We start from the raw sequence: 17,368 nt of genomic DNA, 5'->3' as shown, positions 1-17,368 counted from the left end.
AGCAATGCATATGTTCGCGACGAATCCCGGCGTTCCGCTTCAGACCGGCAGGCGCCGCGCCGTTGCGGCGTCGCGACCCGCGCTGCCGCCGATGCACATCGTGCTGTTCGGCGCGGGCCACGTCGGTCATGCGCTGGTTTCGCTGCTGGGCAACCTGCCGTGTGTCGTGCAGTGGGTCGACGAGCGCGACGAACTTTTCCCCGACGAAGTCCCGGCCAACGTGCAGGTCGAAGCGACCGACACGCCCGATGCAATCGTCGATCATGCGCCCGCCGGTGCGTACTTTCTCGTGATGACACACAACCACGCGCTGGATTTTGCGCTGGCGGCGCGCATCATGCGAAGGCACGATTTCGCGTACTTTGGAATGATCGGATCGAAGACGAAGCGCGTGAAGTTCGAGCGCCGGTTGATCGAGCGCGGCGTCGGCCCGGAACGGCTCATCGAGATGACCTGCCCGATCGGCGTGCCGGGCATCGTCGACAAGGCGCCGCCCTCGATCGCGATCGCAGTGGCGGCGGAGCTGTTCAAGGTGCGCTCGCAGGAAGCGGCGATGGCAGTTGTTTGCGAAACGTCGCACGCCGCTTCGCGTGAAACCAGGCGCGTTTCGTTGCCGCAGCTAGAGAAGGTCTGAACTTCGAGCGGCGTGTGCGTTTGGCCCATGCCGCTCACGCTAATCGCACATCGCGCCGTTCACCCGCCGGCGGTATCCGTTGTGCTCACTGAGCGCGTTTTCTTCCCCCTCCCGCACCCCGCGCGACCAGCCCATCCGACACCTGCGCCATCAAGCCGCGCAACCAGCCGATATCGCTTGGCCGGTCCGGCTGCGGATGCCACATCTGATAGCACTTGATCCTCGGAAACGGAATCGGCGCCTCGACGACCGCGAGCGGCAGCATGTGCGCGTAGTGCATCGCGAAGCGGCGCGTCGTCGTGAAGATCAGATCGGATTGCAGCAGCACCTGCGGCACGAGGCCGAAGTAGGGCAGCGTCGCGACGATGCGCCGGTGCGCGCCGGCCTTCGCGAGACCCACGTCGATCGCACCGGCGTTGCCGCCGGTGTACGGCGTCGGCGCGAGATGCGCGGCTTCCAGGTAGGCATCGCGCGTGAGCGGCGCGTTCGCGAGCGGATGATCCGCGCGCATCATGCACACGACGGTGTCGGAAAACAGGTCGCTTTTCTCGAAGCGCGCATCCGGCTTCGCCCAGTTGCCGATCACGAGATCGAGTTCACCCGCGTCGAGTGCGGCGCTGTGATCGAGCGTCGGATACAGCGAATCGATTTCCAGACGCGCATGCGGCGCCGCCTCGCGGAACTGCGCGATGACGGTCGGCATGAAGAAATCGTTCAGATAATCGGGCGCCGCGACGCGAAACGTGCGGCGCGAGCGCGCCGGATCGAAGTCGCCGTGCGGCGTCGCGACGAAGTCGACTTCGCGCAGCACGCGCTGCGCCGAAGCCAGCAGCGACTCGCCGTATTCGGTCGGCACCATGCCGGACTTGCCGCGCACGAGGATCGGGTCGTTCAGCGTTTCGCGCAGCTTGCGCAGCGCGGTGCTGATCGCCGGCTGGGTCTGGTTCAGGCGCAACGCGGCCTGCGTGACGCTGCGCTCGACGAGCAGCGTACGCAGTACGCGAACGAGCCAGATATCGAGGGAAGCAGTGGTTTCGTCCATGCGCGGGCAGGCGTATCAGGCCGTATCGGTACGACAGGGCCGACACGGCGGTTGCAGGGGATTCGCCGGGCAACTCGCTGCGGCAGGACCGCGCCGGTTACCTTGCGTAGCCCGTAACCTTAGTCCTTTGTGGCGCGCCGGCCATAGCGCGCGCGGTATGGCCGGCATCACGGCGCCCAGCCACGCAGCTGTCCACACCTCAGATGGCGTGCGTCAGCCCTGACGGCAGCGAGCTGATCCGTTTCACTTCCTTCGAATCCAGCCAGTTTGGCGTGCGCGCGCAGTACAGCACCATCGGCAACGCGTCTTCGCCCCAGAACAGCTGCTTGTTCATCCAGAAGGTGGGAACGCCGAACACGCCGAGCTTCGTCGCTTCGGTCGTATTGCGGCGAAGCTGTTCCTTCGTTGCCTCGCGTTCGATCATCGCCGGGCCGTCCGGCAACCCGACGCGCTCGCACAGCGCGGCGAAGCCTGCCTCGGTAGACGGATCGCGGCCGTCGCGCCAGATGAAGCGGAACATCTCCCGTACGCAGACGAAGTCGGCCTGGGCGGCCGTCGCGAGAAGCAGCGCCTTCGTCGGGTCGAACGGATGCGCGGGCGGCATCCGGAACGGAATGCCCAGCTGTTCGGCCCTGAAGAGCGCATGCCGGTAGATGAACGTGCGTTTTTCAGGCGCCGTCCCGGGCGCGCGCTGTCCCCAGTGCCGGTACAGTTCGAGCAGCGCGACAGGCGTCAGCACGAACGGCATGTCCGGCCATTTATCGTGCTGTTCGAGCAGGAGATAGGTGAACGGCGAGACAAAGTCGTAAAACCACAGCGGTTGCGTGGGGTCGATGGCATGCGTCATGTTTGTCTCCCGGATTCAGGCGCCGATCCTGCGCGCCCGTCAATTTTGTCTTGATCTTACGCAAACGCGGCCGCGGATGCAGCCTGCCTGCGTCGAACGGTTGTTCAGCGGACACTGAAAGTGCGGTTCCCGTCCGGATTTCGTCCGGCCGGGTTTCCGTGCGCCGTGGCGGCCGTTGTAGCGGTCATGTGGCCTGCGTCGGCGTGGAGGGGGAGGGTGGCGGTGCGGTGGAGTCGTCATCGTGCGCAGCGTCGCGGCTGGCATCGTGCGCAGCGGCGGCGGGCTCTTCGGCAGACTCTTCAGCGGGCGTCTCGTGCGGATGCTCGAGCCGGCTACGCACGAAGCCGATATGCTCGCGCAGCACGTAGAACTGGTCCGCATAGGCGAGCGGCATCTTGAGACCGTTCACGGCGTCTTCGATCGCGTCGAGCCGCGCGATCAATGCCCTTTTGTCCTTTGGCGACGTTTCGCCCAACGATTCGCGTTCGATCGCGATCAGCGTGCCGTACCAGCGGTAGATGCGCGACTTCACGCGCCACGCGTACAGCGAAGGCACCAGGCGCAGACCCGGAATCAGCACCACGATGATCGGCACCAGCAGCACGATCAGCCGGTCGGCGAGGCTCGCGAGCCAGAACGGCAGCGAGCGGTACAGAAAGCTCTTGCCCGACTTGTAGTAGCGCGCGGCGTCGTCGCTGATCGGGAAGTCGTACGCGCGCGGCGCCGGAAATTCGCCGGCGCGTTGCAGGATATTCGCCTTGCCGTGCACTTCGCGCGCGGCTTCGATCAGCAGGTCCGAGAGCGCCGGGTGCAGCGAATCGCGCGCGATGAGTTCGGTGGTCGGCGCGACCGTATGGATATCGAGCGCCGGCAGGTTGCGGCCGAGGTCGAAGGAGCCCATCGGGAACGTGATTGCCGTCAGATACGGAAAGCGCCGCGTGTAGGCATTGGTCTGCGTGAAGTCGAAGAACTGCACGTTGGGCGTACGGGTCAGTTTTGCCATCGTCGGCGGCTGCGCGGAGTCGCCAGTGAGAAACGCCGCGTCGACCTTGCCGTCGATCAGCGCCTGCGCCGCGTCGTCGCCGGACAGCGCGAGCAGTTTCGTGGTGCCGCCCGGCGCGATGCCGTTCGCCTTCAGCAGCGCGAGCGCGAGTTCGCGCGTGCCGCTGCCCTCCGCGCCGACGGCGATCCGCAGACCCTTGAATTCCGAGAGCCGTCGCACGAACGGTCCGTGATAGAAGATCGCGACCGGCACGTACGAGACGCTGCCGAGCGACATCAGGCCGCTGGTCGCCGAAGGCGGCGCGATGCCGTCCTGCACGAAGCCGACATCCACCTTCGAGGCCGGATCGGACAGGCGCTTGAGGTTGTCGAGCGCGCCTTCCGACGAAAGCACGTTCAGCGTGATGTGATTGCGCGCGAGGATTGTCTTGTACTTCTGCGCGGCGTTCCAGAACGAACTGCCTTCGGGGCCGGCGCTGATGGTGAGCGTATTGGGCGGTGCGGGCTGGATCAGGCGCACGGCGAGGTAGATCGCGACGGCGCTGATCAGCAGGATCGGGCCGAACGTGACGGCCAGGTCGCGCCAGGAGATCGCGACGAAGCGGGCAACGAGGCGGGGCGCCTTGCGGTCGGTGGGGCCGGGACGGCCTCTGGAAAACTTCATCGGTCGACGGGGCAGCAGGGCAGACGGACAGTGAATAAACACGCCGCGCAATGCAGGCAGGCGGCGTACGCTCGCGCCGATGGTACATGAGATTGACGGCCCGACCACCGCGGGGGCGACCTGGACGCCGGACAAACGCGTAACAAATCGTGAATCGCATGAGCCGCATGAACCGCACGTGGCCGGAGCCCGACCCGGACGCGAACGGCACACGCACGACAGACACCGCGCTACCCCGGTAAAACCCTTTGCGCTTCTGGCGCGGCTAGATTAAATTGTATTTCGCCGCAGCCAGTCAACGCCTGCGTCGCGCCATCCGGCCGTTCAGAAGAGAACCGGGAGCGCACGTCATGCTGCCGCGGTCTGGTCAACGCTCCGCCTGCCGGCTCGCGTCGCCATCGCCTCTCCTGCCTCTCGCACCGCGTGTCGAAGCCAAAGCCGGCCGTCGCCTGTCGCGTCCCGTGACGCCGCGCGACCCGGCCGCGCGTAGTCGTAACGAAGCAGTGAGTCAATGCGGTCCAACCGAAGTAAAAAAGGAGAAGTCATGAAACCGGTCGATTTTCTGAAGGCGCTGGGTGGTGTCGTCTGTGTCGTGGTGGCGTGTAACGCATACGCCCAGTCGAGTGACGCGATGGCGGCAAGCGGCACGATGGCCCCGCCGTCCGCGCAATCCGCGAAAAAGGTGAACCGCTCGCTGGGCCTCGCCGTGCGCAAGGCGCTCGCCAAAAGCTCCATCAACGTGTCGAGCATCGCCGTGCGCGCGCGTAGCGGCGCGGTGACGCTGACCGGCTCGGTGCCGGATGCGAGTCAGATCGAGAAGGCCGGTACCGTGGCGAAGGGCGTTGCCGGCGTGACGTCGGTCACCAACAAGCTGTCGGTGCAGGCACAGTAAGCGCATGTTGTGCCGTGTCGCCGGAGTGACTCCGTGCGCCTGACAACAGAATGACTTCCTGGCAGCGCATACTGTGGGAACGGGCTTCCGGAGAGGCGACATGGCACATCAGGACGACAGCGACCTGCCGACCGGCGAACAGGCGGCGTTCGAACTCGCGTGCGAGCGGTATGGTTTTTCGACGCGCCAGTTCGAGATCACGAACTTTGTCGACGATACGAGCGGCGCGCATGGCCGCTTCGTGACCGTGCGGCGTTATGGCGGCCGTGCACAGTCGTATCACGCCGACAGCGTCGGCCAGTGGGTGAAGGAATTCGAGGCCGATCTGACCTGCCGGTTCTTCAAATAGCGATCGCGCGCCGGGCCGGCTTGAGCGTCCGCGCGCCCGGTGTTCAGCTCATCACCAGTTTCGCGCCGACGAACGTCAGCGTGGCGGCCAGCAGGTTGCGCAGTAGCGCATCGGGCGCGCGCGACGACAGAAAACTGCCGATCGCAATGCCCGGCAGCGACCCCACCAGCAGCGACGCCAGCAGCGACCAGTCGATCGACCCCAATAGCCAGTGCCCGGCGCCCGCGAGGAGCGTGAGCGGCACCGCGTGTGCAATGTCCGAGCCGACGATGCGGGTGGTCGGCAGCGCCGGATAAAGCAGCAGCAGCACGGTCACGCCGATCGCGCCGGCGCCTACCGACGTCAGCGAGACCAGCGTGCCGAGGATCGCACCGGTCAGCACCGTCAGCCAGAATGTGCGCAGCGGCGCCTCGGGCCGTTCGCGGCGCGTGGCGAGGCGGGCAAGCTGCGGGCGGAACACGAGCGCCACCGCTGTAATCAGCAGCGCCACACCCAGCACGACCTGGATCAGCGTGCTGGTGTGCTGGCTGTCCATGCCGTAGCGATGCAGCAGGATCAGCGTCACGGTCGCGGCGGGTACGCTGCCGGCCGCGAGCCGCAGCGTCACGCGCCAGTCGATCGAGCCCTTCAGGCCGTGAACGAGCGTGCCGGTCGCCTTGGTCGCGGCGGCATAGAGCAGGTCGGTGCCCACGGCGGTTGCCGGATGAACCCCGAACAGCAGCACGAGGATCGGCGTCATCAGGGAGCCGCCGCCGACGCCGGTGAGCCCGACCAGAAAGCCGACGCCGAGGCCGGACAGCGAATACAGCAGGTTGATATGAGGTAGTGACATCGAGGTCGTGGCTTCGCTGACCGTGGGCGGTCTGAAAAAAGGCGGATCGCCGCGAGGGCGAAATACCGTGTGGATGTCCGCGAACGGGCGGCGTCGAGAATCCGCTATTGTCGCAAAACCAGCGGCCTTGCGTACGGCGCATGTGTCTTCGACGGAATGCCGGCCGGATCCGCGTGGCGAAAGTGCCGGATATCGGGATTCAGCGGTCGATGCGCGCAATGCGCCGGATGACGGCGGCTTTGACAGACAGCCGCCGTTGCGGAAAAGAAATGTCAGGCGGTCATCCAGACACTACAGCCAGCGCCAGATGCCCGCGGCCCATCCGGCGGCCGGGATATGAGCCCAGGTCGCCGCGAGCCAGACGACGAGGCCGCCCAAAAGCGCGTGCCAGCCGAATCCGCCCAGCCGCGCACGGCCAGCGGCGATCGCCGCGAACGGCAGGTAGCTCGTCTTCGATTCCCATGCGGGCCAGAGATCGGGCTGGAGCCGCTCTTTCTTCCGGTCCTGCAATGCGGCGCCGACGAGCGCGAGGACGACGATAGCCGCCGCGACCACGATGTTCTTCGTCACCGGAAACACCGCGATGTGGCATAGCCCCCAAAGTGCGAACGACCACATCATCGGGTGGCGCGTCACCGCGTACACGCCGCGCGCTGTTTCCGGGAACGCGCCGGGCCGGCCGCCGGTGGGCAGCGCCGGGTTGCGGACCAGCGAGCCCATCAGGAGGATCGACGCGATCAGCATCACCGCAGTCGCGAGCGCCCAGAGCCCGTTTCCTGCCGGCCACAGCGGTGCCGTCAGGGGCGCGCTCCGGTAGGCCAGGACCAGCCAGCCGAACGTCACGATCGCCACCAGCGAATAGACGCCCTGGAATCCCGCTTCGCCGATTGCACGGACCAGACGCCCGCGCAGCGGATGGGACAGGAGAAAGTGGCTGCCCACGAAGGCGACTGCCGCCACTGCAACTGCATTGATGCTTTCCATTGGCCCGGCTCCTCAAGTCATGTCGTCGGCTGACCGTATGCGCTCATTGTCGACGGCGTGGTGCAGGAATTTCTACTGTCCGTTGTCCTTCAGGCTGTGTTCATCCAGCCGCGTAACGACCTGTTGCAGTTTTTTTGCTCGGGCAATAATAACTTCGTACGACGGTCACGTGGACGACAACGACGAACTTGCGACGGCGTCCATCGTGCGCGGGAATGGGCGGCTGGCTTGCGCTGGCGCGCATTCCGGTCAGGGTTTACCCATTCGGGACGACGCGGCAACGCACCTGCATACAGTTCCTGCATGCCAGCTGGCTTCAGACGCGGGGGCATCTCCACCCAGGAGTGTCCGGCGGTGTTTCCTCAGTTCCACGAACTCACAGGAGATGACAGATGGAAATCCGCAATCCTTCCCCCGGCCTCTACAACGAAGATCTCGCGCCCGCCAGGCAGCGCAACTGGGGCGCCTTCAGCATCTTCAACGTCTGGACCTCGGACGTGCACAGCCTCTGGGGCTATTACCTCGCCGCCAGCCTGTTCCTGCTGTGCGGCAGCTTTATCAATTTCGTGCTGGCGATCGGGCTCAGCTCGCTGGTGATCTTCGCGCTCATGAACCTGATCGGCTACGCCGGCGAGAAGACCGGCGTGCCGTATCCAGTGCTGGCGCGCGCCTCCTTTGGCGTGTGGGGCGCCAACCTCGCAGCCCTGGTGCGCGCCGTGGTCGCCTGTTTCTGGTACGGCGCGCAGACTGCAGCCGCTTCGGGTGCGATGGTTGCGCTGCTGATTCGCAGCGACAGCCTGATGGCGTTCCACAAGGGCCCACAGCTGCTCGGCCACTCACGGCTGGAGGTGATCTGCTACGTGATCATCTGGGCGCTGCAGCTGCTCATCATCCAGAAGGGCATGGAGACGGTGCGCAAATTCCAGGACTGGGCCGGTCCGGCGGTGTGGATCGCGATGCTGATTCTCGCGATCGGCCTGTGCGTCAAGGCCGGCGGCTTCTCGTTCACCCATGGCATTCCGATGAACGTGCTGCTCGACAAGACCCGGGACGTCGGCGTCAGCGGCGAGCCAGGCTCGTTCTGGGCGCTGATGGCAGTGGGCGCGACCTGGATTACCTACTTCGCGGCGCTATATCTGAACTTTTGCGACTTCTCGCGCTACGCCAAAAATCGCGATGCGGTGAAGAAAGGCAATCTGTGGGGCCTGCCGGTCAACCTGATCGCGTTCTCGCTGGTCGCTGGCGTCACCACCATCGCTGCCTTCAAGGTGTACGGCGAAGTGCTGCTCCATCCGGAACAGATCTCGGCCAGGTTCGACAGCTGGGTGCTGGCACTCATCGCGGCGCTGACTTTCGCAGTCGCCACGCTGGGCATCAACGTGGTGGCCAATTTCGTCTCGGCTGCGTTCGACATCTCCAATACGTTCCCCAAGCTGATCAGCTTCAAAAAGGGCGGCTACATCGCCGCGGCCATCGCGCTGGTGCTCTATCCGTTCGCGCCGTGGGAAGGCAACGCCGCGCACTTCGTCAACGCGATCGGCTCCACGATGGGCCCGTTACTGGGGATCATTCTGGTGGACTACTACCTGGTGGCGAGAGGCAACATCAACGTCGCGGCGCTCTACCAGGAGCACGGCGAGTACCGCTACGAAGGCGGCTGGAACATCAACGCGCTGGTTTCCGCGGCTATCGGCAGCGTCTTTTCGACTTTCCTGCCTGATTTCACCAATCTGCTGCCGGTCTGGTGGAATACCTATGGGTGGTTTTTCGGTGTGGCGATCGGCGGCGGCATGTACCTGATCATGGCGACGCTGCGGCCGCGTTCGGCGGTCGCGCCGACGCGCGCTTGAGGTCGAGGGTTTTCCTGCCGGTTTGAATTCTTACGGCCTCACTTACGAAGTTTCGGCGGGAGCGAGCTTCACAAGCAGTCTGGCGGCTTCGTTGCCATGGGACAAGGCGCGCAGTGCAAGGGAGAGCGCCAGCTGCGCGTCGTGGGCGACTGCGCTGCGGTCCTGATCGAAGAGCTTGACGGCGTGGCGCATATGCTGCGCCGCCTGCTCGTGAAGCTCCGCTGCCATTGCGTGATGTTTTGCCACGGTTTCGCTGTTTGCGGCTGAGCCGGTCGATGCAGGTGTTACCGGCGGCGCGCTGGCGCTGTGCGCACCGGCATCGTGTGCCTGGTCGATCGCGTGCAACGTGTGGCCATGGGCCATCATCGCCGGTTGTGCGGCGTGGGCATGGTCTTGACCGGGCTCGAAATGCCGCGATGCCGCGCGGTGATACCGCGCGGCCTGCTCGTGATGTGACGCCGCGGCTTCAAGATGTATTTTCTTGCTGTGCTTCGTGCTCATACCGGCTCCTGCAAGACAGTAAGACCGATTCCGATGACGACCGATTCGAAGACGCGGTGGCGGACCGGAAACCACTGGCCTCGAATTTACACGCACTTGCGCGCTCGATGACGTTTTCAGATTACCCGTTGACCCCGAGTCCTGCGAACCTGGCTTGCGTCTCCTCATACAAATCTGTCCGCGCGGTGAACCGCCGCCTGATGCCCCACGACCTGACCCGCAATACAGTCGCGAACCAGGAAATCCGGCCGGGACGCTCGCATGAGCAGGTCATGCGAAGTTTATGTCACAACGTGATATAAATACTATAATGAACATGAGCCTCATCGTTGTTATCACGGGAAGCAACGCGGGACGCAATGGCGCCGTGGTTGTGCCTGGCTTGCGGGTGGATTTCCGGTGAACAGCCGGAATCAGCCTGCGAACGGGGGCATCGAAGCAGATACCGTGTCGTGACCGCGCGTGCGATTGAGTACATCGGCGACCGGGGTGCCCGTAGCGCCGCCGCGGATGGCTCGACATATGGCAATCGGAAACAATGACCACGGAGGCAAATGATGGGTGGCAAACTTTCCAATCCGGCGCCGCTCGGACTCGCCGGGTTTGCATTCACGACGTGGATGCTCAGCATGGTCAACGCAGGCTGGTTCAATGCCGACGCATTGGGCCTGGTGCTGGCACTGGCGTTCGCTTTCGGCGGCACGGCGCAGATGATCGCGGGCGTGCTCGAATTTCCGCGCGGCAATACGCTCGGGATGGTGGCATTCCTCAGTTATGGCGCGTTCTGGTGGTCCTTCGCCCTGTTTGTCGCGTTCCTCGGCACGAAGGTGCCCGAAGCGTTCGTGGGCTGGTATCTGCTGGTGTGGGGCGTGTTTACGTTTTATATGTGGATTGGCTCCATGCACACCAGTACGTCCGTGCAGGTCGTGTTCCTTGCCCTCTGGATCACCTATCTCCTGCTGGCGATCGGAGCGTGGACGGGGTCCGTTCTCGCTACGCATCTGGGCGGCTATACGGGGCTGATTACGGCCTTGCTGGCGTTCTACGCGTCGGCTGCGATGGTCATCAATGAAAGCTTCGGGCGTGTCGTGCTGCCCACACACCCCTACGTGGAACCCCATCCACAAGTAGCGTAGCGGTTCGGCGCCGGCGGGGCAGCGTGCCCACGGGCGCCTCCGCCGCCGGCATGGCAGCGCAACGTCCTGAAGGAGGAAGCCATGTCTGAGCATCAAATCTTTCCTGTGCCGGCGGACTGGGCAAAGAATGCATGGGCCGACAAGGCCCGTTACGAAGCGATGTACCGCCATTCGACAGAAGACCCGGAGGGTTTTTGGGGCGAGCAGGGCAAACGTCTCGACTGGATCAGGCCGTACACACAGGTGAAAGATGTTTCATTTGCCAGCGACGACCTGCACATCCGATGGTTCCATGACGGTACGCTGAACGCCTGCAGCAATTGCCTCGATCGCCATCTGCGGACGCGCGGCGATCAGGCGGCCATCATCTGGGAAGGCGACGATCCCACTGTCAGCCGGACCCTTACCTACCGCGAACTGCATACGGAAGTCTGCAAGTTCTCCAACGTGCTGAAATCGCTCCGCGTCAAGCGGGGCGACCGTGTGACCATCTACATGCCGATGATCCCCGAGGCGGCCGTTGCGATGCTCGCGTGCGCGCGCATCGGCGCAATTCACTCCGTGGTGTTCGGCGGTTTCTCCCCCGAGGCGCTTGCAAACCGTCTCAAGGACTGTGCTTCCACCATTCTCATCACGGCCGACGAGGGCGTGCGAGGCGGCAACGCGATATCGATGAAGGGAAATGCCGACGCGGCGATGGCGAAATGCCCCGAGGTCGACACGTGCGTGGTGGTCAGGCGTACGGGCGGCAAGATCGAATGGCGTGAAGGCCGCGATCACTGGTATGAGGATCTGATGAGTCGGAGCTCAGCGGATTGCCCGCCAGAGGAAATGAATGCAGAGGATCCGCTGTATATCCTCTACACCTCGGGCTCCACGGGCAAACCCAAAGGCGTCGTGCACACCACCGGTGGCTATCTGACATACGCCGCACTGACGCACCAGTACGTTCTCGACTATCACGATGGCGATGTCTACTGGTGTACCGCCGACGTAGGCTGGGTGACGGGACACAGCTATATCGTCTACGGCCCGCTTGCCAATGGCGCGACCACGGTGATGTTCGAAGGTGTCCCGAACTATCCGGACAGCTCACGATTCTGGCAGGTGTGCGACAAGCATCAGGTGCAAATCATCTACACGGCACCCACCGCGATCCGCGCGTTGATGCGCGACGGAGACGCGCCGGTCAGGAAGACCTCGCGCAAGTCGCTGCGTCTGCTGGGCACGGTCGGCGAGCCGATCAATCCGGCATCGTGGTTGTGGTATTACGAAGTCGTCGGCGAGAAACGGTGCCCCGTGATCGACACCTGGTGGCAAACGGAAACCGGCGGCATTCTGATCGCGCCGCTGCCTGGCGCGATGACGCTCAAACCCGGAGCGGCCACGCGGCCTTTCTTCGGCATACAGCCCGCGCTCGTCGGCGAGAAGGGCGAGGTGATCGAGGGCGCGGGTACCGGCAGCCTGTGCATGCTCGATTCCTGGCCCGGCCAGATGCGTTACGTGTACGGCGACCCGAACCGGATGCGGGAGCAGTACTTCAGCCAGTTCGAAGGCAAGTACTACACCGGCGACGGTTGCTATCGCGATGCGGACGGCGACTACTGGATCACCGGACGGATCGACGACGTCGTCAACGTTTCGGGGCACAGGCTGGGTACCGCCGAAGTGGAAAGCGCGCTGGTGACGCATCCCGACGTTGCCGAGGCGGCAGTGGTCGGCTACCCCCATGCGCTCAAGGGGCAGGGCATCTACGCCTATGTGACGCTCAAGGTCGGCGTCGAGCCGGCGGAGGTGTTGCGCGACGCGCTGGTGGCACTCGTGCGCAAGGAAATCGGCCCGATCGCCAGCCCTGACTTCATTCAGTGGGCACCCGTGCTGCCGAAGACACGCTCAGGCAAGATCATGCGTCGCATCCTGCGGAAGATCGCCGATGGCGATTACGACAATCTGGGCGATGTCTCCACGCTGGCGGATCCACGTGTCGTCAAGGAACTGATCGATCACCGGATAGCGCATTGAAGCGGGGAAAATCAACCAAAGCCCCGGACCCACAGGACGACGCGACCGGTTGTGACAGTGTGACGGTCCCGATACGGTCCGTCATTTTCCGTTGACCGATCTGAGCGCCGAGCGCAGCAGTCCGATCGCGGCCAGAATCCACGTCGCGAAGGCGATCAGCACGGTGATCCGGGCCACGTTGACGAGAAATGGAAGGTGGGCGGCGTCGGCATAAGCGTAGGTGGCGGCAGAGTACATGCCCAGTGGAAAGACGACGGACCATTCGGCAACCGTGTAGCGAACCGGATCGCCGATGATGACGTGCTTCTCGATGAAGAGGGCCGCGAGCAGGGGAATCCAGAATGTCGCCATGGCCCAGCACCCGGTAGTCAGTATCTGCAGCACGAGCTGGCCGTCGCCCGGCCAACCCGCCGGATTGTGCGTCGCCAGAATGAGACGGCTGCCGGCGAACGTGGTAATGGCCATCGCGCCCATGTTGATCCACCACGGCTCCGTGAGGTCCGCTGCCCTCATGGGCACGAAGCACCATCGATAGAAAATCAGCGTGATCAGCATCATGTACAGAATGCCGCCGAGCAGCCACGCCGCGAGCGCCAGCAGGTCGAGCGGCACGGAGGCGCCGTGGATCGGTGAGACGGCCGTCGCCAGGACCGCAATGGACTCGGTGGCGACGACCAGCAGCAGCCACGTTCCGTTGAGTCCGGCGTGCAGGCCGGGCTTCCTTTGCCCGATGGTCATTGCGGCGAGGAACGTATACGCGACGACGAGCCAGAGCCCGGCCGCGAGACCCAGCAGCCACGGCAACGCTTGTGGCAGGACGTGACAGATCGACAACTGGCTGCCGAGCACCGCGGTCGCCGCGACGAGCGTGAGAAACCCGGGCCCGCGGCCGTGATCGACGATATCGGCATGCACCGCGCGCGGATAGCGCAGAAGCCGGCATAGCGTAATCGCAAGCAGGACGGGCCAGGCCACGGCATTGATGCCGAGAAGGATCCATCCTGCGACGTCGTAGCCGGTGAGATGCGCCGCGATCGAGACGATGCCCGTCGCCATGACCATCGCGAAGGCCGTTGGTGGAAATTCCCGCAGCCAGGATTGACCAGGATCGAACGTCGACATTCGTTGCTCCCTGACGCCTGCGCGCACCTCGACTCTTCGCTGGTATTCGATATGGCTCGGGGCCGGATTGACCCCGGGGACAAACGGGAGGAAAACATCCGGACACCGATCGGCCCGCGGCGATGCCTGATGGGCATCGATACGCACTGCCGGCGGAGTTACCGTTCCGGCCGACACGGATTACTCATCCACTCATGCAACCCGATTCGACTGCATGTGGCCCGGCATCGGTGCGCCGGATTCAGGCCTTTTTCACGTAAGCGTTACACCATCCCTTTGCATAAACCAGCTTGCCGCCGTAGGTTGGACAGGGGCCTGTCATCGAGCCCGGTTTGCCCTGATACAGCTGGCAATTGGCGCAGGTCTGCCCAGTCTGATAGCGGGGGAATTTAGTCTTGTCCACTTTCGCGGCATCTGCCTTGTAGCCAAGTGCCTGTGCGGTCGGATCGTTCTCGGCAAGCAACGGGGCGTCGGCTCGCGACTCAGTGGAAAGAACCGTCGTTGATGCGACGGATGCGGCAAGGATCATGAAACGCCGGCGGGAGAAGGCCATGACATGGGCTCCTGTAGAAAATGGAGCCGACGGGTGCAAGGTGTGTCACCCTTTGTCCGGTCACGGTGACTGGATCCTGTCGGTCCATGAACGACCGGGCAGCATACGCCATACCCACCGATGAAATAACTGGATTGCTGGCGCTTCGCGTGCCTTGAAATCAGTAAGTTTTGTGATTTCGCTGGCATTGGCTGGATAGTGCCAATGCCATGATAATTGTATCACGATGTGATGTATATCTGTGCGTGGTACGGGCGACCAGGGGCATGTTTCACGCCAGGGCGTGACGCGCCAACGCACCATGCTTGACCCGTTCAAGCGCAACCTGATTCAGATAGCTGGCTAGCTGCTGCATTTACCCTTCATGCCCGCCACCTCTCTCGCTGTCGAACATCACGAATGCACGTAGTAGCCGGGCTGGTCGATGTCGGTGAGCAGGTCCGGCCCGACTGGCCGCCAGCCCAGCAGTTCCTGCGTCCGCTGGCTGGAGGCGGGAATGTCCACTGTCGCGAACAGCGCGAACCAGCCGAAGTGCTCGTTCGCTTCTTCCAGGTGCTGGCTAACGACCGGCAGGTTCAGGCGGCGGCCGATCACGCCGGCGATCTCCCTGAACGGCACGCCTTCGTCGGCTATCGCGTGGTACCGCGCACCGGCGTGACCCTTTTCAAGAACGAGCCGGTAGAGATGGGCCGCATCGAGACGGTGTACTGCGGGCCAGCGGTTGAGTCCGTCACCTGCATAGGCCGAAACGCCTTTCTCGCGTGCGATGGCGATGAGCCCTGGAACAAAGCCGTGGTCGCCGTCGCCGTGCACCGATGGGGCAAGGCGTACCGTGGAGGCGCGCACGCCGCGTGCCGTCAGCGAGACCGCTATCTCTTCGACAGAGCGCGGAAACGTGGAGTTGGGAGCGCGTACAGTTGCCTCGTCCGCGATGCGGCCCGGTGCCAGGAGCGCCACTCCGGAGGTGAGGATGAGCGGCCGGTCGGAGCCTTCGAGCGCGGCGCCGAGCGCCTCGATGGCGCGCCGTTCCGTCTCGCAGTTCCCGGCGAATTTCGAGAAGTCGTGGTTGAAGGCCATATGAATCACGCCGTCCGCCGCGAGCGCGCCGCGGTGCAGGCTGTCGAGATCCTCGAGCGAACCGCGATGCACGTCGGCCCCTGCCGCGACAAGCGACGCAGCCCCTCTATCGGAGCGCGCGAGACCGAGCACCTTGTGCCCCGCATCGATCAATTCCCTGACGACTGCGGAGCCGACGAAGCCGGTTGCGCCGGTCACAAAAACTTTCATGGACATTCTCCCGAACCAAAGTAGACGGGAGTGATTCTTGGCGCGTACGCTATCGGGGTAAAGTAGTGACGTTATACGGGTATAGCGGTTAACAGGATACGAATGCCGGCTGCAAACGACAAACTGCTTGGAACCTACCTGAAGGACCGCCGCACGAAACTCGATCCGGCGACCTTCGGCTTTACGTTGACCCGTCGGCGCACGCCAGGGCTGCGGCGTGAAGAAGTCGCCCAGCGCGCCAACGTCAGCGCGACCTGGTACACCTGGCTGGAGCAGGGCCGGGGTGGTGCCCCATCGGCCGACGTACTCGAGCGCATCGCGCGGGCGTTGCTGCTGACAGACGTCGAGCGCGAGCACCTGTTTCTGCTTGGCCTCGGCCGCCCGCCGGAGGTCCGATACCAGGCAAGCGAAGGGGTTACGCCGCGGCTGCAACGCGTACTCGACGCACTGGAACCCAGTCCCGCCCTGATCAAGACTGCCACCTGGGACGTGGTCGCCTGGAACCGCGCCGCCACCGCGGCGCTCATCGACTACGGCGTGCTCGCGCCGGAGCAGCGCAACGTCTTGCGCCTCGTCTTCTGCGACCCGCGCGTACGCGCCGCGCAGTTCGATTGGGAGAGCGCGGCCCGGTTCGTGGTGGGGGCGTTCCGGGCGGATGCCGCACGTGCCGGGGCCACGGGCCAGGTGGCCGCGCTGGTGGACGAACTGTGCCGGCTGAGCCCGGAATTCGAGGTGATGTGGCGCGACCATGACGTCCGCGCTCACGGTGAGGGAGTCAAGCACCTGCGGCATCCGGTTGCCGGTACGATCGCGTTCGAATATTCAGCTTTCGCCGTCGACGGCCGGCCCGATCTCAGTCTGGTGGTCTACAACCCGGCAACGCCAGCCGACGTGGAACGGGTGAGGTCGCTGATCGAATCCCGGTCCGCAACGTTTCGGTGATTCGTGCATGGCGTCCGCGTTCTCGCCGGGAAAATGTAAAACGACGCGAACATCAATATCGGCTGAAAGCCTGGGACTGTCGCTGGCCGGGGAAATCTGTCAACGGCAGGCGCCGCATACGCCGGTTCGCGACACAGCAAGCAGGATGGTGGCCCGTAACGACGGGCCACCTTGCTTTCAATCCGCAGAATGAAAGGTTGCTTCTTCGTAAGGAAAGCAGTCGATTCCGGTTGGGTCGACTAGTGCCCGGACAGCAGGACGTTTGCAATGACACCCGTCGCGATGGCGGCGAGTACATAGTCTCCGTTCACGCCGACCCACTGATACCCGCGCGGCGGTGCCTGCAGGCCGTGCTCGTGCCAGTTGTCGACAACGTAATTACGCTCGCGGTACTCTGCCGGGAGTCGCTCACCCTTGTGCCAGTCGTTGTGGGGAACAGGACCGCCCGGCCCTCCCATGGCCGCCTCGCGCGGGGCAGGCGCGTGACCATGTCCATGCCCATGCTGGTCGTGACCCTGATTGGGTTTGCCGTGCGAAGGCTGGCCGCCGTGATTGTTCTCGTGTTGCTGCGCAAAAACGGCAACGGGCGCGCCGAGTAGCGAAATGATCAAAAGAGGTGCGACGATTATCGACTTCATGACTTTGCCTTTAGGAGAATGGCCCGATAACAGTTTGGCGTTTGAAAGGTGTGTCTGTCGTGAAGCGCCGG

The 17,368-nt window shown here is 64.0% G+C and carries 17 protein-coding genes; 7 read left to right on the top strand and 10 right to left on the bottom strand.

Going from position 1 to position 17,368, the window contains the following annotated elements:
• Positions 1-4 precede the first annotated feature (4 nt).
• The gene (gene xdhC / locus LPA34_RS03310; RefSeq protein ID WP_228974890.1) at positions 5-634 is read left to right on the top strand and encodes a xanthine dehydrogenase accessory protein XdhC; all 630 of its coding nucleotides are present in this window, start codon (positions 5-7) and stop codon (positions 632-634) included.
• An 85-nt stretch (positions 635-719) separates the two neighbouring features.
• On the opposite strand, the gene LPA34_RS03305 is transcribed toward xdhC, so the two are convergent.
• The 3 genes from LPA34_RS03305 to LPA34_RS03295 all read right to left on the bottom strand — a co-directional run bounded on the left by LPA34_RS03305 (position 720) and on the right by LPA34_RS03295 (position 4,189).
• A complete protein-coding gene (locus tag LPA34_RS03305; protein ID WP_228974889.1) occupies positions 720-1,676 on the bottom strand; it encodes a LysR substrate-binding domain-containing protein in 957 nt (318 codons plus the stop codon).
• Between the two features lie 199 nt (positions 1,677-1,875).
• Complete coding sequence (locus LPA34_RS03300) at positions 1,876-2,523, bottom strand: 2-hydroxychromene-2-carboxylate isomerase (protein ID WP_228974887.1); 648 nt, start codon at positions 2,521-2,523, stop codon at positions 1,876-1,878.
• A gap of 184 nt (positions 2,524-2,707) precedes the next feature.
• Entirely contained in the window at positions 2,708-4,189 is a 1,482-nt protein-coding gene (locus LPA34_RS03295; protein ID WP_228974884.1) for a TAXI family TRAP transporter solute-binding subunit, read from the bottom strand.
• Between the two features lie 544 nt (positions 4,190-4,733).
• Here LPA34_RS03295 and LPA34_RS03290 point away from each other — a divergent pair.
• Together LPA34_RS03290 and LPA34_RS03285 are read left to right on the top strand one after the other, a co-directional pair.
• On the top strand, positions 4,734-5,081 hold the full coding sequence (locus LPA34_RS03290; protein ID WP_228974881.1) for a BON domain-containing protein: 348 nt from the start codon (positions 4,734-4,736) through the stop codon (positions 5,079-5,081).
• A gap of 100 nt (positions 5,082-5,181) precedes the next feature.
• Positions 5,182-5,430, top strand: coding sequence for a hypothetical protein (locus LPA34_RS03285; protein ID WP_228974879.1), 249 nt, complete (start codon positions 5,182-5,184; stop codon positions 5,428-5,430).
• Between the two features lie 43 nt (positions 5,431-5,473).
• On the opposite strand, the gene LPA34_RS03280 is transcribed toward LPA34_RS03285, so the two are convergent.
• Positions 5,474-6,262 (bottom strand): sulfite exporter TauE/SafE family protein, encoded by a 789-nt coding sequence (locus tag LPA34_RS03280; RefSeq protein ID WP_228974877.1) that lies wholly within the window; start codon positions 6,260-6,262, stop codon positions 5,474-5,476.
• Positions 6,263-6,553: 291 nt separating this feature from the next.
• Positions 6,554-7,246: an NnrU family protein gene (locus LPA34_RS03275; protein ID WP_228974875.1), complete on the bottom strand. Its 693-nt coding sequence runs from the start codon at positions 7,244-7,246 to the stop codon at positions 6,554-6,556.
• A 392-nt stretch (positions 7,247-7,638) separates the two neighbouring features.
• On the opposite strand from LPA34_RS03275, the gene LPA34_RS03270 reads away from it, so the two are divergent.
• Positions 7,639-9,096: an NCS1 family nucleobase:cation symporter-1 gene (locus LPA34_RS03270; protein WP_228974873.1), complete on the top strand. Its 1,458-nt coding sequence runs from the start codon at positions 7,639-7,641 to the stop codon at positions 9,094-9,096.
• A 42-nt stretch (positions 9,097-9,138) separates the two neighbouring features.
• On the opposite strand, the gene LPA34_RS03265 is transcribed toward LPA34_RS03270, so the two are convergent.
• A complete protein-coding gene (locus LPA34_RS03265; RefSeq protein WP_228974871.1) occupies positions 9,139-9,597 on the bottom strand; it encodes a hypothetical protein in 459 nt (152 codons plus the stop codon).
• 557 nt (positions 9,598-10,154) lie between these two features.
• Here LPA34_RS03265 and LPA34_RS03260 point away from each other — a divergent pair.
• Both LPA34_RS03260 and acs read left to right on the top strand, forming a co-directional pair.
• Positions 10,155-10,733: an acetate uptake transporter gene (locus tag LPA34_RS03260; RefSeq protein ID WP_228975314.1), complete on the top strand. Its 579-nt coding sequence runs from the start codon at positions 10,155-10,157 to the stop codon at positions 10,731-10,733.
• A gap of 81 nt (positions 10,734-10,814) precedes the next feature.
• The gene (acs, locus tag LPA34_RS03255) at positions 10,815-12,755 is read left to right on the top strand and encodes an acetate--CoA ligase (protein ID WP_228974869.1); all 1,941 of its coding nucleotides are present in this window, start codon (positions 10,815-10,817) and stop codon (positions 12,753-12,755) included.
• Positions 12,756-12,836: 81 nt separating this feature from the next.
• Here acs and LPA34_RS03250 read toward each other — a convergent pair whose 3' ends face one another.
• The 3 genes from LPA34_RS03250 to LPA34_RS03240 form a co-directional block, all read right to left on the bottom strand.
• On the bottom strand, positions 12,837-14,054 hold the full coding sequence (locus tag LPA34_RS03250) for a tellurite resistance/C4-dicarboxylate transporter family protein (protein WP_228974866.1): 1,218 nt from the start codon (positions 14,052-14,054) through the stop codon (positions 12,837-12,839).
• 64 nt (positions 14,055-14,118) lie between these two features.
• Entirely contained in the window at positions 14,119-14,430 is a 312-nt protein-coding gene (locus LPA34_RS03245) for a high-potential iron-sulfur protein (protein ID WP_228974864.1), read from the bottom strand.
• Between the two features lie 393 nt (positions 14,431-14,823).
• Positions 14,824-15,717, bottom strand: coding sequence for an SDR family oxidoreductase (locus LPA34_RS03240; protein ID WP_228974863.1), 894 nt, complete (start codon positions 15,715-15,717; stop codon positions 14,824-14,826).
• A gap of 102 nt (positions 15,718-15,819) precedes the next feature.
• Between LPA34_RS03240 and LPA34_RS03235 the strand changes: the two genes are divergently transcribed.
• A complete protein-coding gene (locus LPA34_RS03235) occupies positions 15,820-16,659 on the top strand; it encodes a helix-turn-helix transcriptional regulator (protein WP_228974860.1) in 840 nt (279 codons plus the stop codon).
• Between the two features lie 239 nt (positions 16,660-16,898).
• Here LPA34_RS03235 and LPA34_RS03230 read toward each other — a convergent pair whose 3' ends face one another.
• Entirely contained in the window at positions 16,899-17,297 is a 399-nt protein-coding gene (locus LPA34_RS03230) for an RcnB family protein (protein WP_228974858.1), read from the bottom strand.
• Positions 17,298-17,368: the final 71 nt, after the last annotated feature.

The organism is Paraburkholderia gardini (assembly GCF_907164575.1).
Taxonomy (GTDB): domain Bacteria; phylum Pseudomonadota; class Gammaproteobacteria; order Burkholderiales; family Burkholderiaceae; genus Paraburkholderia; species Paraburkholderia gardini.
This window is presented reverse-complemented; position numbering and strand designations above follow the sequence as displayed.